This is a genomic window from Pseudomonas spelaei (assembly GCF_009724245.1).
GTDB classification, from domain to species: Bacteria; Pseudomonadota; Gammaproteobacteria; order Pseudomonadales; family Pseudomonadaceae; genus Aquipseudomonas; species Aquipseudomonas spelaei.
Genome location: NZ_WNNK01000005.1, coordinates 103574 through 119235 on the forward strand (window position 1 = coordinate 103574; position 15662 = coordinate 119235).

Below are 15662 nucleotides of genomic sequence, written 5' to 3' on the forward strand. Positions count from 1 at the left end.
GACACTCATAAATGGCACAAAGATATCACCATGTAAATGTCGTCTTGTAAACCGCAGATTGGAGAGATTTTTGTTGGTTTTCTGACGCCGGAAAGTTGTTCTATTGTTTGGCTTTAACGTTTAAGCGCGGTGGTCTAGTGATACTGCGATACGCGAAAAGGGCGGTTTGATGGGTTGGATTTAAATTTAAGCTATTAATTTATATAGGCTTTGCCAAGATGTAGATTTTTTTGACGATGACCAAGTCAGCGACTTCTTCACCATCGGTGAGCCTTGGCGGTTTCAAGAGGGGATGGACGTGTCCGGCGTCCGCAGGAAGTCGAAGAGCTGCAGGCTCAACGGGGCGTGTAGTAGATGGCGTCCAGAAGCGCTGCACGTCCCAACCAGATTTCTGTGTCAGCCGCATTGCTCGGCTGCGGATGTCTCCACCACGGATCACCGTGCATCGGCTCAATGATGCGCTGCCAGTAGTTCTCCAGGTTCGTTGTGCTCGGGCTGACACCGAAGTTTTCGCACAAGTCCTTCCGGTTGGCCGAATCGATGCACACGAATGCGTCAGGCCGCTTCATCGCCAAGAGCCTAGTCGCGGTCGGTAGTCCGCCGACTCGCCCGTCCTGATCGAAGGCTGCTCTGAACGCTTTGCAGTAGCGGTCGTAGTCGCGCTGCATGACCGCGCCCATCAACGGGATGAAATCGAGGGCGTGGGAGAGACCTGTGGGCGCTTCGATGACCAGGTTCGCGAACGTCCCACTTGCGCCCATGCTCCCGAAAAGCCCGTAGTCCACGCCTGGCTGCTGAGACTTCTTGCGCCCGAGAGTGCCGGCGACCAGCTTGCGGTCGTCCTCGCTCCACTTCGCGTAGGGTATGCCAGTCGCGAAAAGGGCGCGAGCCTTTGTCAGAACTCCCAAGCGCTCCTTAAACAGGTGCGCAGACGGGTGTGATGAGCTTCGGACCTGCACGAGGTAGTCCGCCCAGCTCATGTCATGTGGCGCGCGCTTGGTATTCGGCTTAGAAGGTGGCCGAACGTCAGCAAACTTGATCAGTTCCTGTCGCGCAGCCGTCTTAGCTGCGTACTGGTGACGGTACCGAAAGAGGAACTCGTGAGAAATGTCCTCCGCCCCCTTCCACGCTTCTGCGACGAAGCGACTGAGCTCTACCAGCGCTGCATCGTCGAGCGAGCCATCAAGCAGCACGCTCGCCTCGACGTTTCGGCTCATCGCCGCCTTCGTGAGATTTGGACTCCCGACCACGCCGCGTATGCGTTGCCCGTTACGAAACAGGTAGACCTTCGGGTGAAACAGATCGCCCGTAGGAGGAACGACGGCTGCGGCCGCTAGCGCTGCTGCCCGCTCAAGCACCTCGGGCTGCGTCTGGAACATATGAGTGCCGACAACGAAGTGCTCGAACTTCGAGCTGTATTTCATCGCTGCCTCGAAGACCGCGTTCTCGGTCGCCCAGGCTACTGCCCATTGCATCGACTCGCAGTTCTCAACCAGTGCTATGAGTGTCGATTGCGTCTGCGAAGCCGACAGGAACTTCACATCCATCTCTGCTTTTCCTCGTGTTTCTATTTAACTAAGTCCGGTGGGCTTCTAGGAGCGTCAGGAGAGGCGGACTGCTCGTGCAGCGACCGGCATGTAGAGCCATCGCTCGCTCACGGGCTTGCCGGTCGCGTTGAGAAGGGCATGACCATAGGACTCGAGCTGCGGGCCGTGCTCAGCCACCAGGTCCTCGTCTCTGGCTGAGCCACCGGGGTTCGACTTGTGGTCCATTAGAATCCAACTATCTGGCAGTTCAACCAGCAAGTCGATGCGGCCCCGGATACGAGTGCCGTTAGGGCCATTGGCTTCGATGGGCACTTCGACGTAAACGGGACAGGCAGGCCAGCGCTTGGTTACCCAAGCTTGGAACGCTCTGGCCTGGGCGCAAACGGCTTCCTTATCCACAGAATGAGCCACGGCCCAGGCCATCAGGATTCGTTCGACGTCAGGGGCTGAAATCCCGCCAAGCACGCCGGCGCGAGCGATGCACAGGTGGAGCGCCGTGCCCAGCGATGCCATGTCGGGCTTGCCCGCCAAGCTTAGCCGGACTCCTACTGCGTCAGTCTCGACTACCTTGAACGTGCCGCCCGAGGCAGAACTCGGTCGATGCCACAACGGCTCGGCCTGCACGCGCGGACGAGCTGTGAACCAGCGGCAGGCCTCGGAGGCTTTGGCAGGTGGCTCGGTTGAGCAGTCATCCTTGCTCCACGACCTCGATAATCTGGAGAGCTGCTGGCCGTCGGGTATAGCTATGGTTCCTGAGTCGCCGAACAACAGGTCGGCTGCGCCTTGAATTTCGCCGACCCAGGCGCGCCCCGCCCCTGACCTGCGAACGAACGACACTGCGACGTTCATATCACGCGCGCGGGTCAGGCCCACATAGAGAAGGCGCTTGTTCTCCGCCAGGGCTTCTGCCTGCATGGCTTGACCAGTGGCGCTGGCTTCGGCATTGAGGGCGGCTTGGGGCTGGGACCGCTTGCCCCAGGTCTTCAGCCAGCAGTGTACGAAGCGGTTGGCGAGCGGCTGCTGCGGATCGAAGCCCCCAACTGTCCTCGCGCGCACGCCCCAAAGTGAACTGCGTGCTGTCGCATCGAGGCTTGTCAGCACGACGATTGGCCACTCCAGCCCCTTGGCCCCGTGATAGGTGAGGACTGAGACCGAGTTGTCTTCTGAAATGGCCCGGTTATCGTCCTCTGCGCTGGCGAGTTCGTCCAGCCAACGAAGCATGCCGCTGACGGTCGCCGGTCGCTTCGCGGCGACACACTCGTCCTCGAAAGTCTTTCCGAGCTCGACCAGTGCCTCGACATTGGACAGCCTATTGCGGCTCTCGTGAGGGGAGGTGGACCATTGGCCGACCAGCCGCACTACTTGGGACTCGGCAGCAGCAAGTCGCAGTACTTCCTGTGGCGTCAAAGCCATTAGCGTTGGACGCAGCTCTTCCAATCGGGCCAGTAGCGGATGGGCGCTGTCACCCTTCGTCAGCCACTCGTGTGACCTCACCCCATCGGTGGCTAGGTATTGCAGCCTGTCTGCAAGCCAGGTCTCGATCGGAGTGCCATCGGCCAGGGTTAGAACCAGCGCCGTGGCGACGGTGTCGGTTGGGTCGTTCATGCGCCTCAGACAGGCCATGACATAGATGGCTTCGGCAGTCCCCAACAAGCCGGAACGTGGGCTGGCTGACGGGATGCCCCAGCGCGTGAGCGACGTGACGGCAAATTCGACCTGGTCGTTGTAGCGACACAGCACTCCGACATCGCCGGCCTGAATCGGACGGAGCTCCTTGGTGTCCTTGTCTTCGACCTTAACCCCGGACTCGAGCAGCTCGCGGATGGCCTGGCCAAGGCCTAGGTAGTCCGAGTCGTTTCGGCTGCTCTCGAAGTTCCAGTTCAACAGCGCGGGCTGGTCCGGGATGTCCTTCCGCAGAGGCTGCAACCGAACCTGCTCAGGCGTCAGGTCGGGCTCGAACGCAGAGTTGAATACACTATTAGTGAGCAAGACCTGGCTTTCGGTGGAGCGCCTGGAGGTGTCCAGAGCCTTCCCTATGACTCCGCCCCAGCCCTTGATGGCGCTGAGAACGCCGGAAATGAGGCTTGAGTCAGTTCCGCGGAAGCCGTAGATAGCCTGCTTGGGGTCGCCGACCCACACCGACTTCTTAGCCAGTTTGGCCAGCTCGACGAAAAGCGCCAGTTGGAGCGGGCTGGTGTCCTGGAACTCATCGACCATGATGAGATCCAGTTCTGCCGCCAACACTTCACGGACGGCTGGCTTTGTCCTCAATGCACGTAGCAGCAACACCTCTTGGTCGCTGAAGTCGACTGCACCCAGCGCCTTCTTGGCCTGCTCGTAGGCGTCGAGAACGTCGGCGGCCAGCTTGAACACCTTGTCAAGGTACCGACGGACCTCGGCATGAAAGGCCGGGTGAGACTCGTGAGCCTGAGCTGCGGACTTGACTGGTGCCACGATATCCCTGACCTTAGCGCCGGCGTCAAACCCTGCTGCGCCGATCCAGTCGGGCCAGCACCAGCGTCCTTCACGGAAGAGGCGATCCAGTTTTTGCAGCCCGTCGAGGCCTTTTAAGAGGTTGTCTGCAACTTTGGCGCCGACAGCCTGCTGCTGTTCTACGTAGGCGGTTACTTCCTGGTGCGCCTTGGCCAACGCGGTCGCCAATGCCATGGTCGGGTCCAGCCCCACAGTTGGAACAGGCCAGTTCGCGAGCATAGCGTCTGCGTTCTGAGTACCCATCACGCGAAGCGCCCCTGGCTCAATGTCGTTATCGAGCGCGGCCTTGACGACAGCCTCAACAGTCTTGGACCAGTCCGCCTGTTCGATGCCAAACCGCTCTGTGAGCCAAACTAGTTCCGCTTGTGCGTCGGCATCCATCGACTCGGCCAGCGTGGCTTTGAGCAGTCTCTTGGATTGACCTTCACCCAGGACAGTCTGGTCGGGAGACAGGCCCAACTCGAAGCAGAACCGCTTGAGCATCTGCCCGCAGACACTGTTGACGGTGCCCAAGCGGGCTTGGCCTATGGCGGTGGCGAGGTCGATACGGCCCTTTTCAAGAAGCCAGGAGCGGGCGCGTTCGCGCAGCTCGGTAGCGGCCTTCACCGTGAAGGTCGTGGCCAAGATGGCGTGAGGCCGTGCCGTGCCAGATTCGAGGGCTTGTGCGAGAGTTTCGGTCAGCTTGTAGGTCTTGCCACTGCCGGCGCCTGCGCTGATGAATTCGATGTTGTTCATCACTTCCAGCCTCCCAGCAAGATAAGGTGGTCTCGGTCCCATTTGCTTGGACCGTTGACCGGAAGGGTTCCCTCAGGGCCCTGGTACTCGTCGTTCGGCTCTTCCGGAACGACTTCGATGGTCCCGGCGTCCAGCTGCTGCTTGCGCCACTTCCAGGTAGCGCGCGCGCGGTCCAGTAGATTCGAGACGGTTACGCCGTCCGGCGGTCTTCTGACTTGCGCTTTTGGGAAGATGTCGGCAGCGGTGATGTACAGCCCGCCACTTTCCAGGATGAAATAGCCAAGCGCGGCGGGTGCGATACCGCTTGTTTGCTCTATGAGGCTGGAGTAGAGCGCCAACTGTAGGTGCTCGCCAGAGCGAAGCAGCCCGGCGTAGTAGGTATCGCCTCTCCACTTTATGTCCACGGCGACAGTTCGCTTGTTACCAAGCGTGACCAAGAGGTCAATTTTGCCGATCAGCGGGACTGCTCCCAAGGTTCCTCTGAGCTCCACCTCCGTCTGAACCTGAACGGCACCCGCGAGCCTAAGGTGATTGAGGAGACTGCAGATGGCTAGTTCGCAAACCTTCCGGAAGTGCTGCTGCGTTACCCCTGCACCCTGCATGAGTAGTACAGCGCCTTCAGTCAGCAAGAGCGAGTCTGCTTCGGCGCGGAACCACGCAACGGCATCGGAGTTTGACAAACTCAAGGCATCGTTGTAATCGAAGAGTTTCTCCAGCACCCGATGAGCGAGGATACCCAGCAGGCGGTTGTCCTCATCCACCGCCAGGACGGAGGTCGGATCCAGCTTCGCCACTCGTTTCAGAACGAATAGGGCTGCGTCATTGAAGAGTTCGTTGAGCGTAGTGAACGACTGTAAAGCGTCGCCGAGCTGCACGGGATGAGGGAGTTGGATGTGTCGTGGAGTAGCGGGCAGCGGCTGAGGTGCAAGCACCTCGGCGGTTACCCCGAGAAGTGTGGAGTCGAGTGCAATGTCCAGGTCAAGCGAAGCGGACTCGATATCCGGTACGAGCTTCTTAAGAAGCTGGCGAATCGGATGTACTTCTGAACCGGGGGGAGGGCAGACGATGATGAATCTTTTTCTCGCAGCAAGTAGTGGCCGCAGCCACTTCAGTGCTAACGATACAAGCTCACGCGCCGGGTCTCGCAACTGCACACCTAATTGAGTCAGAGCATTCACCTCGGCAGGAGACCAAGGCAGAGGCGAGGGCAGGGCAGGCGTAGATGGCATCCACCAGATCACTTCATCAGCAGCTTCGATGCACGCGGCTGCCGTGCTGGTGGAGCGCATGCAGCCGACATGGGAAACCGCAGCGGGGTTGGTTGCCCCGGCGGGCGTGGCGTGGGCGACCAACTGCTCGACTTGCCGAGGCAGCACCGTGGCCAACCCTTGCCGAGCCAGCTCGATCAATGCTTCATGGACGGCCGCACATTGGCTATGCGCCGCCGTAAAGCTCGCCGCATCAGCGGATTCACCTGAGAGGCGAAGCCGCATAGCCTCCTTCATCCGGGCGACGCGAGCAATCAGTGCATCGACCGGCACTCCATCGGTGCGTGACCAGCGCTCTGACTCCAGCCAGAAGGTAATTTCATCTGCTACTTCCTGGGCATCGTCACCCGCTGCGATCTTGGCCTTAGCCGCCGTCCAGGCTTCGCTCCCAATTCCAGGCTGCTTGGCGACAGCACGAGCGAGCCTGCCTCTCGCAGGACGACTGAATGGGCCAACTGGGTGCGTCAGGAAATCCAGCAGTCGGTTCATGTCTATTGGTTCCCAGCACATTTCCAAGGCAAGGATTAGTGCCTGTAGGGCTGGGCGGAGCTGACTAGGGCGTTCGAACCCGCAGTTGACCCCGCCGGTCGCAGACAGCGACACATCTAGCGAGTCGCCGGCATCCTCAGCCAGGATCAGCCGGTCGCCGGGCTGGTGCGAGTGTTGTGCGCTCAACCAGTGTTCGGCGGTCGTGGCCGCGAGAGCGTGCACTAGCAAGACACTCCCATCGGTCTGCACGGTCAGATTGCCCGCAGAGCCTCCAGCCAGAACGGTTAGGGCTTGCTCTTGCAACGCACGGAGTTGGCCTTCTCCCTGTGGCTCGGGAAGTCGGACTTCGACCGCTGGCAGGCGCTCGAGCACCTGCCGCCAGAGAAGCGGGAAGTCCTCGGGCGGGTCAACCAGGTGAACTGACTTGATGGGGCCGGGGCCGGACGCACTCAGAGCCTGTATCACCAGGTGCAAGCGCTCGGCCTCTCCGGGCGGCAGCGTTTCGAGAGCTGCCTTTTCAATGGAAGCAAGCTCCTGGATTCGCGAAGGATGCTCTGGATTCGCGCTGCCGTCCCAACCGCCAAGCCGCCACTCGTCACGCCAGGCCAGGAGGCGCGCGGCCGTACCGATACTGTCGGCCTTCAGGGACTCACTGTAGAAGCGCGAATTGTTGTCATGGGCCCGCAGCAGGCCAGAATAGATGGCCACGCGTCTGGCCTTGGACGCTTCTGGCGCGCTTAGACCAAGGTAAGTCTCCAGTAGGGACAGGAATCCGAGGCGGCCGACTATCGGGGTGTTGAAGAAGTTCGTCGGGGACGGACCCTGGCGGGTGTCCAAGAAAAGGCCAAAAGTGATGTGCATGCTGCAGTTGACTCCCTGAAGGCAATCGAATGCAGGCGTCCTATTGCATCTTGTTCCCCTGCTCCTAGTCGACAAGACTAGCCGAAAGCAACCATTCACGTACGACGGAAAATTGCTGAGAGCGGCTGTCAGACCACGACTGCCTGTGTGTCAGATATCGCAGCAAGGCAGACAAGGAACCGCGCCTACTGAATTTCCGCTCTTTACCGTTAGCAGCCTTTCTCCAGCTAGAGGTCTGGTAAAGCCTGCTGGCCCCCTGGAGTGAGCAGCCGACTTTTGGCGGCGTCTTGAAAAGCGTCGGAGTGATACCTGAATTCAGCTTGGCGACTTACACTTGAAATATTAATTGCACAGGAGGTATCACTCGGTTGCTCACGCACTTGGGCAGAGGAGAGCATCTCATCGGCCTACCTTCACTCCGCGGTGTGTGGGAACAACAACGGGTGACTTTTCTAGAGGGGAACTGTTGGACCTCAGGCTGGGGGCATCCTTTTCAAACCATCCAAAGTATGCCCTCAGATGTGCCCCCAATGTAGCAATCCACTGGAAGTGCATGGATCTCCATAGTCTATGAAAAGGCAGAAATGATCAGCTTAACAGCCTGCCAGACGCCCCCTAAAGACTCTCAGGATCCCCAAAGAACATCTGAATCCGCGACCTCAACCAACGTTCCCCCGGATCATTATCCTGCGACCCGCGCCACGCCATGTGCAGCTCAAAAGCGCGCGTTGGCAGTGGCAGGTCTTCTGCGCGCAGGCCACCGGCAGCGGTCAAGGCTTCGGAGGCATAGTCTGGCACGGTGGCCAGGATGTCCGTGCCCGCCAGCAGCGTGCCCAACCCGTTGAACTGCGGCACGGCCAGCACCACGTGGCGCTTGCGGTCGAGTTTTTCCAGTTCTTCGTCGATAAACCCGCTCAAGTCTCCGGCGAATGACACCAGGGCGTGGGGGCGGGAGCAGAAGTCGTCCAGGCTCAAGGCCCCAGGCACGGTGTCGGCCCGCAGCAGCTTGGGCACGCTGCGCCGCAGTACCTTGCGCTTGGCGTTGGCCGGCAGGTCGGTGGTGTAGCTGACGCCGATGGAGATTTCCCCGGAGGCCAGCAGGCTTGGCATCAAGATGTAGTTGACGCGGCGTACCACTAGCACGATTCCCGGGGCCTCGGCCCGCAGACGCTTGAGCAACTGCGGCAGCAGCGCGAATTCGACATCATCGGACAAGCCAATGCGAAACACCGCAGTGCTGGTGGCCGGATCGAACTCGGAGGCACGGCTGACCGCCGTGGAGATCGAGTCCAGGGCCGGGGAGAGCAGGGCGAAGATTTCCACGGCGCGGGCCGAGGGCTCCATGCTGCGGCCGGTGCGCACGAACAAGGGGTCGTCGAACAGTCCGCGCAGGCGTGACAAGGCGGCGCTGATGGCCGGCTGGCCGAGGAACAGCTTCTCGGCGGCGCGGGTCACACTGCGCTCATGCATCAAGGTTTCGAATACGATCAACAGGTTAAGGTCGACACGACGCAGGTCGTTACGGTTCATCTTGTGTCCTGGAAGAGTCAGCAAACTTGACGAGAGCAGCCATATGAGAACAATGGCCAGCACGAATCTTACGGGGAAAGGCTGCTACTCTGCACCGGCTAATTGAGATTTCCTACGTAGATAGAGCTGCTTTCCTCATCTGCGGAATCAATGACAGGCATGTCGACTATTAACGGCGACCGATGGCCTTGCTCCCAAAGCCCAGATAAAGTTCATGGCATTAGAGGTTACTTTGACGAGGTTTGCGATGTCCCGCACGATCCGTTTTCACAAGTTTGGTCCGGCCGAGGTGCTCAAATGCGAAGAGCATGCAGCCGCAAAGCCCGCACCGGGCGAAGTGCAGGTGCGTGTCGAAGCGATTGGCATCAGCTGGTACGACATTCTCTGGCGCCAGAACCTGGCGTCGTCCCATGCACGTCTTCCGTCAGGCCTGGGCCATGAAATGGCCGGTGTGGTGGTCGCGGTGGGCGAGGGTGTTGAGGACTTGGCGGTGGGTGACAAGGTCGCCAGCTTTCCGGCCGAGAGCCCCAATGACTACCCGGTGTATGGTGAACAGATTGTCCTGCCCCGTTCGGCCCTGACCCGCTACCCGGATGTCTTGAGCCCGGTGGAAGCCAGCGTGCACTACACGCCGCTACTGATTGCCTACTTTGCCTACATCGACCTGGCGCGGGTCAAACCCGGGCAATTTGCCCTTGTGACGGACGCCAGTCACTGTGCCGGTCCTTCGTTCGTGCAACTGGGCAAGGCCTTGGGTGTGCGGGTGATTGCTGCGACCAAGACCGCTGACGAGCGTGAATACCTGCTGTCCCTGGGCGCAGAGAAGGTGATCGTCACCGAAGAGCAGGACTTGCTGATGCAGATCAACAAGTTCACCGACAACCGTGGCGTCGATGTGGTGTTCGATGGCTTGGGTGGCCCGCAGATGTCGTTGTTGGGGGATGTCCTGGCGCCCCGTGGCAGCCTGGTGCTCTATGGCCTGCAAGGTGGCAACCAGACGCCGTTCCCGGCCTGTGCCGCGTTCCAGAAGAACATTCAGTTCTTTGTACACTGCATCGGCAACTTCACCGGCAAGCCGGAGCTGGGCATTATCCAGGACCAGGTAGCGCTGCAACGGGCCCTGCGTGATATCAATCAGTTGACCGCTGACAAGGTGCTGGTGCCATTGAAGACGACGGTGTTTCCGTTCAGCCAGTTCGTCGAGGCTCACCGCTATATGGACGAATGCCCGTGCCGTGAGCGTGTGGCGTTGCAGGTAGAAGCTGTTTAATCCGTAGGAAAATTCGCAAACGGTTATTGCCCCAGCGCTGTGAATGGGGCAAATGCGCCATTTGAAAGGATTGAATCCGCCTGGGTGCTGAGCCACTGATCCAGAGCGTGCCCCCGTAAATGATACGCCCGACCCTGACGCCGCCCTGAATCCCAGTGCGGCGTCGTTGTTTGTGGGTCTCTATAGTTTTTCCTTTCTCTCATCTGAACTGGTTTATGTGCCGGTTCTGTATCTGTTAATCATTGTTCAGGCGCTGATAATTGCCGAGTCATTTTCATCTCAAGGACTGAGCAATGAACCCATGCCTCAAATTACAGCCCATACCTGTCGAAATTAGTCACTTGCAGACCCAAGGATACGGATCTGCGTGGTGGGCATTTCCAACGGAACAACAACTATTGATCAACTTGTTTTGGTTACCCGTGTCAGACACTTCTTTAGTTTGCGAATCAAATCAGAGTAGGAGGCTGTCGGAATACTCCTAGGGCCTCCGACGGAACGCGGCTACTGCGCGAGTCCCTTGCTTTGCTTGCGCTTCAGAGGGGCGTCACCCGAGGCTATCCACTTATTGTCTGGTTGTGCGGTGCTAATCTTTGGCAAGCCATGCGTCTCGCAACGGGCGTTATTTCTATGAATACAACAGTCGAGAAATTCCGTTAACGGTTGCTCGAAACTGATACTTAAACTCAGGTAGTAAAACTATGAGCGCTATTCATGAACAGGCCATGAACTATGTTTATCAACAAGTGCTGCAACGCTTATTAGGGCATTTTTCCAGAACTGAACGCACGGCACTTCAATTGCTGATTCAACGATTAATCGTGGCGGCCGGCGGAATTGAACAAATTGGTGACTACAAAGTGCTCGTGGCCCACGGCGCGGGTAAGGGCAGCAGCTATAGCCTGGCGTTTTTGCGCGCCGCGCAACTGACTATCGCCGGTCGATCCCCCAGAACGTTCCAACTGCGTGTTGCGACACTGAGGCATGCCGGCATGACGCAGACCGCGCTGGATACGATCCAGCATGGCTATAGCGCACTGTTTTTTCACGATGATCCGCGCGTGGAGCTGCTGATGGTGGAAAACCAGGAAGTGTTGCCATTCAATCCCCTGCGGCCGGCTTCCAGCACGGGGCATGAAGCCAGCCGACGCAATATGTTGATGATCGGTCATCTGACGTCTGGGGATATTCGCGCGACGTTGTGCAATGACGGCTACCTGGCCCTGGGAGATTTCTATCAACGTGTCACCGCATGGGGCGGCGGCGTGCACGCCTTGGTCAGCGGTGACTCATCACGTAAGCAACGGCAGTACCTGGCATGGCTGAAAAAGACGGCGCAGGCGGCGGGGTTGACCGTGCCTGAACGCTGGCCGGTGGCACTCAACACCTTGTTTGCACGCATGGATGAATGGAGCACCGGCTATTACGAGGATGTTTATGGCGAGCATTACGTAATGCCTGACTCACCGAACAAGGAAAGCTATCGTCATCTGTCCTACATTGGCATCGCCGACCTGATCAGCGATCTGAATCAAGAGTTCACGCCCTTGCTGGCCGAGTTCCTGGGTTACCAATTCGACAAGTTTGGTTTTCACTTCAGCAATCCAGCCTGCGCAAACCCGCTGTTGATGGCACACATGCGCGGTCTACAGGCCCAGAGTTTGCGCGAGCTTGATTACGCATCCGGCGTCGATGGCTTCGTGCAGGAAGCCCGTCAGTTCATGACGCATAAAAATATCCCCGCAAACCTGATCGCCCAAGCGGGTACCCAGGACGGACGTATCCTGTCGGCAACCTATGCGCAGGAATTTTTTGGACTGGACGAAAGCCAACTGATTTGCTTGTTGTTTTCGCCCTTTATCCACCACGGCGAGCGACTTGAAAGCTTTTTGCGCCAATGTCACCCAGGCATGCTGGTGGCGCTCCCTGAATTGCACAAGGCACTTCAAGGCAAGCCTGTGGCCGATATGCTCCAGAACTGGATCACCCACATCAGCGGCTTGCCGATGCCGTTGGTGCTCCATCTGTATCGCAAGCGACCTGGCACTGTTGCCGAGGTGCGGCGTGAAGCACCGGCCCCGGTCATTGACGAGGCGCGGGACTGTCGGCAGTCAGGGTGTTAAGCGGTTGGCGTTGCAGATGTGTGCAAGGGGCTGGCAATGACCCTCAAGGGCGATCGGCAAACGGACTTCGCCTACCAGGCGGTCTATCGCTATATGATCAATCTGATCAACGAGGTCGGCACCGACGCCAGAGTCAAGTTGCCTTCCTTGCGGCAATTGTCGGCGCGTTTGAACGTATCGATCTCGACGGTGCAGTACGCCTATTCCTTGCTGGAGAAGGAGGGCAGGATCTACTCGGTCGCCAAGTCTGGCTATTACGCCTGGCCGATACCCACTCATCCAACAGGGTGTACGGGGGGCGATTTGCTGGAGCGATTGTATGCTGGCACCCGCCGCCCGGGCATGCTGGTGCTGAGCGTAGACGAGCCGGCACGGCAGTTGTCTCTGGACGGCCCGTTGCTGCTGCTGGAGCGCGAATTGGTGCGCCAGTACCCACGCCATTTACAGCCCTGGTCACAGCCCTGCGGGGTCTGGGAACTGCGGGCCGCGCTGGCGGCGCGCTACACCTCGTCACCGACCCGTTGCTGGCAGGCGGATGACGTCTACATTGGCGCCGACCTGCGGGGCGTCCTGGAAATTCTGATTGAAGTGCTGGGCCTCAAGGGCGCCACCGTTGTCGTGGAGTCGCCCTGCGATTGGTCGATCCTGCGGCTGTTGCAAGAGTCTGGCGTGGGCATCATTGAATTGCCCTACTGTCATGACAGCCTGGACCTGACGGCCTTTGAGCAACTGCTGCGTAATGAGTCGGTGCACCTGACGTTGCTCTCATCGAGGGTCAGCCTGCCGTCGGGCTCGGTCATGTCTGGTGGTGAACGCTTGCAGGTGGTGCGCCTGCTGGACCAGTACGGTTGCTGGCTACTGGAGAACGATACCGAGGGGGAGCTGGGCTTCGAACAATCAGTGACTGCGCTGCGGGATCTGGCAAACCCCGAACGGTTGATGGTGTTTTCCACGTTCGAGAAGGTGCTCGGGCCGGAGGCGCCCTATGGCTACCTCTTGTCTCGATATTTGAGTGCCGAGCTGCAGCGCCAGTTTCTGCTGCGGGCATTTCGCCTCTCTTCGATCCGCCAGCGAGCCCTTGCCCGGCTCTATCAAAACGGGCGAGTTGACCAACACCTGCAGGCGTTACGGCGCTTATTGAAAGAGCAGGCGAGCTTGATGAGGCCGCGCCTGGACGAGCACCTGACGGATTGGGTCAACTACCGAATGCCGGTGGCCGGCGCGACCTTCTGGTTATCCTCGAGGCAAGCGGTGGACATGCGTCAGGTGTTCCAGCATATGCTGGGTCATCAGGTAGTCATTGCCCCGGGCGAGTTGTTCAGCGTCAGCGGTTTGCATCAACAACACCTGCGGTTGAGCCATACCTTTGACGGGCAACACAACCTGGACCTTGCCTTGATTGAGCTGGCCCAGGCGTTAAAGCAGGCGCAGGTTGAGTGATTCGGAGGAGGGTGCCAGAAGTTTTGCTAGTTGTTGTAGGATCGATATCATCGCGTAGTAGTCCAAGTCTCAGTAAACTGCACTTTTTCCGAATCCTTCTCTTTCAGAGGTTTATGCATGACTCTCAGTCCTTTTGCGGGCAAACCGGCGCCAGCTCAGTTGCTGGTGGACATCCCGCGACTGGTAACGGCCTATTACACCGGCCAGCCTGATGCAGCGATCTCCACCCAGCGCGTGGCCTTTGGTACTTCCGGGCACCGTGGTAGCTCCTTCGACCTGAGTTTCAACGAATGGCATGTGCTTGCCATCAGCCAGGCTATTTGCCTGTACCGCGAAGCCCAAGGCATCAATGGCCCGCTGTTTGTTGGCCTGGACACCCACGCCTTGTCGACCCCGGCCGGCGCCAGCGCCCTGGAGGTCCTGGCCGCCAATGGTGTGCATGTGATGCTCGCCGAAGGCGACGAATACACCCCGACTCCGGCGATTTCTCACGCCATCATTTGCTATAACCGGGGTCGCACCAGCGGCCTGGCGGACGGTATTGTCATCACGCCATCCCACAACCCGCCGCAAAGCGGTGGCTACAAGTACAACCCGCCCAACGGTGGCCCGGCCGATACCCACATCACCAAATGGATCGAAGCCAAGGCCAACGAGTTGCTGGCTAACAAGCTGGCCGGGGTCAAGCGTATTACCCATGCGCAGGCACTGAAGGCTGACACCACTCACCGCCATGACTACCTCAACAGTTATGTGGCGGACCTGATCAACGTCATCGACATGGACGCGATCCGCAGCGCTGGCCTGCGCCTGGGTGTTGATCCTCTGGGCGGCGCTGGCGTGCGCTACTGGCCGGCGATTGCCGAGCACTACCGTCTGAACCTGGACGTGGTGAACACCGAAGTTGACGCGACTTTCCGCTTCATGAGCGTCGACTGGGATGGTCAGATCCGCATGGATCCGTCCTCCAGTTATGCCATGCAAGGCTTGATCGGACTCAAGGAACGCTATGACGTGGCGTTTGCCTGCGATCCGGACCACGATCGCCATGGCATCGTCACGCCGTCCGGTGGCCTGCTGGCTCCGAACAACTACTTGGCGGTGTCCATCGACTACCTGTTCCAGAACCGTCCTGACTGGCGCGCCGATGCGGCCGTGGGCAAGACCGTGGTCAGCAGCGGCTTGATCGATCGGGTCACCCAGCGCATGGGGCGACGCTTGTATGAGGTGCCAGTGGGCTTCAAGTGGTTTGCTGACGGCTTGTTCGACGGATCCCTGGGGTTTGGTGGCGAAGAGAGTGCGGGTGCGTCGTTCCTGCGCAAGGATGGCAGCGTTTGGAGCACCGACAAGGACGGTTTGATTCCGGCCTTGCTGGCCGCTGAGATGACCTCTCGTAAAGGCCAGGACCCAAGCCAGATCTACCGTGGGCTGACGGACGCGTTGGGCGAGCCGTTTGCCATCCGGGTTGATGCCAAGGCTACGCCGGCGCAGAAAGCGTTGCTGGGCAAGCTGTCGCCTGAGCAGGTGACGTCCAGGCAACTGGCCGGGGAGAGCATTCAGCAGATCCTCAGCCATGCGCCGGGTAACAACCAGGCGATTGGCGGGTTGAAAGTCATGACCGAAAACGGCTGGTTTGCTGCGCGGCCATCGGGTACTGAGGATATCTACAAGATCTACGCCGAGAGCTTTGTTGGCGAGGATCACCTCAAGCGGTTGGTGGAAGAGGCACAGGTATTGGTGGATGGGGCTATAACTGCCTGATAGAAAAACATACCTATCAGAGTGAAACCCTTGTGGGAGCTGTCGAGCCCCAGCGAGGCTGCGATAGCGGTGGAGCTGCCAACATCAAGGCTGGCAGTGCCGACGCTATCGCAGCCTCGCTGGGGCTCGACAACTCCCACAGTTG

The 15662-nt window shown here is 59.2% G+C and carries 8 protein-coding genes; 4 read left to right on the forward strand and 4 right to left on the reverse strand.

The window, feature by feature from the left end; translation table 11 throughout:
• Positions 1-335: 335 nt before the first annotated feature.
• The 4 genes from GNF76_RS07865 to GNF76_RS07880 form a co-directional block, all read right to left on the reverse strand.
• Positions 336-1547: a phospholipase D family protein gene (locus GNF76_RS07865; protein ID WP_155582611.1), complete on the reverse strand. Its 1212-nt coding sequence runs from the start codon at positions 1545-1547 to the stop codon at positions 336-338.
• Positions 1548-1601: 54 nt separating this feature from the next.
• Entirely contained in the window at positions 1602-4775 is a 3174-nt protein-coding gene (locus GNF76_RS07870) for a UvrD-helicase domain-containing protein (protein ID WP_178123225.1), read from the reverse strand.
• On the reverse strand, positions 4775-7393 hold the full coding sequence (locus GNF76_RS07875) for a PD-(D/E)XK nuclease family protein (RefSeq protein WP_155582613.1): 2619 nt from the start codon (positions 7391-7393) through the stop codon (positions 4775-4777). The genes GNF76_RS07870 and GNF76_RS07875 overlap by 1 nt, the downstream gene beginning before the upstream one ends.
• 615 nt (positions 7394-8008) lie before the next feature.
• Positions 8009-8923 (reverse strand): LysR family transcriptional regulator, encoded by a 915-nt coding sequence (locus tag GNF76_RS07880; protein ID WP_155582614.1) that lies wholly within the window; start codon positions 8921-8923, stop codon positions 8009-8011.
• 247 nt (positions 8924-9170) lie between these two features.
• Between GNF76_RS07880 and GNF76_RS07885 the strand changes: the two genes are divergently transcribed.
• The 4 genes from GNF76_RS07885 (at position 9171) to pgm (ending at position 15517) form a co-directional block, all read left to right on the forward strand.
• Positions 9171-10193, forward strand: coding sequence for a zinc-dependent alcohol dehydrogenase family protein (locus GNF76_RS07885; RefSeq protein WP_155582615.1), 1023 nt, complete (start codon positions 9171-9173; stop codon positions 10191-10193).
• 701 nt (positions 10194-10894) lie between these two features.
• The gene (locus GNF76_RS07890; RefSeq protein WP_246211884.1) at positions 10895-12316 is read left to right on the forward strand and encodes a hypothetical protein; all 1422 of its coding nucleotides are present in this window, start codon (positions 10895-10897) and stop codon (positions 12314-12316) included.
• Between the two features lie 36 nt (positions 12317-12352).
• On the forward strand, positions 12353-13756 hold the full coding sequence (locus GNF76_RS07895; protein WP_155582616.1) for an aminotransferase-like domain-containing protein: 1404 nt from the start codon (positions 12353-12355) through the stop codon (positions 13754-13756).
• 117 nt (positions 13757-13873) lie between these two features.
• Complete coding sequence (gene pgm, locus GNF76_RS07900) at positions 13874-15517, forward strand: phosphoglucomutase (alpha-D-glucose-1,6-bisphosphate-dependent) (RefSeq protein WP_155582617.1); 1644 nt, start codon at positions 13874-13876, stop codon at positions 15515-15517.
• Positions 15518-15662: the final 145 nt, after the last annotated feature.

Coding starts and splice junctions, on each gene's coding strand:
- GNF76_RS07865 (WP_155582611.1), bottom strand. CDS start 1,547: ATGGATGTGAAGTTCCTGTCGGCTTCGCAGACGCAATCGACACTCATA.
- GNF76_RS07870 (WP_178123225.1), bottom strand. CDS start 4,775: ATGAACAACATCGAATTCATCAGCGCAGGCGCCGGCAGTGGCAAGACC.
- GNF76_RS07875 (WP_155582613.1), bottom strand. CDS start 7,393: ATGCACATCACTTTTGGCCTTTTCTTGGACACCCGCCAGGGTCCGTCC.
- GNF76_RS07880 (WP_155582614.1), bottom strand. CDS start 8,923: ATGAACCGTAACGACCTGCGTCGTGTCGACCTTAACCTGTTGATCGTA.
- GNF76_RS07885 (WP_155582615.1), top strand. CDS start 9,171: ATGTCCCGCACGATCCGTTTTCACAAGTTTGGTCCGGCCGAGGTGCTC.
- GNF76_RS07890 (WP_246211884.1), top strand. CDS start 10,895: ATGAGCGCTATTCATGAACAGGCCATGAACTATGTTTATCAACAAGTG.
- GNF76_RS07895 (WP_155582616.1), top strand. CDS start 12,353: ATGACCCTCAAGGGCGATCGGCAAACGGACTTCGCCTACCAGGCGGTC.
- pgm (WP_155582617.1), top strand. CDS start 13,874: ATGACTCTCAGTCCTTTTGCGGGCAAACCGGCGCCAGCTCAGTTGCTG.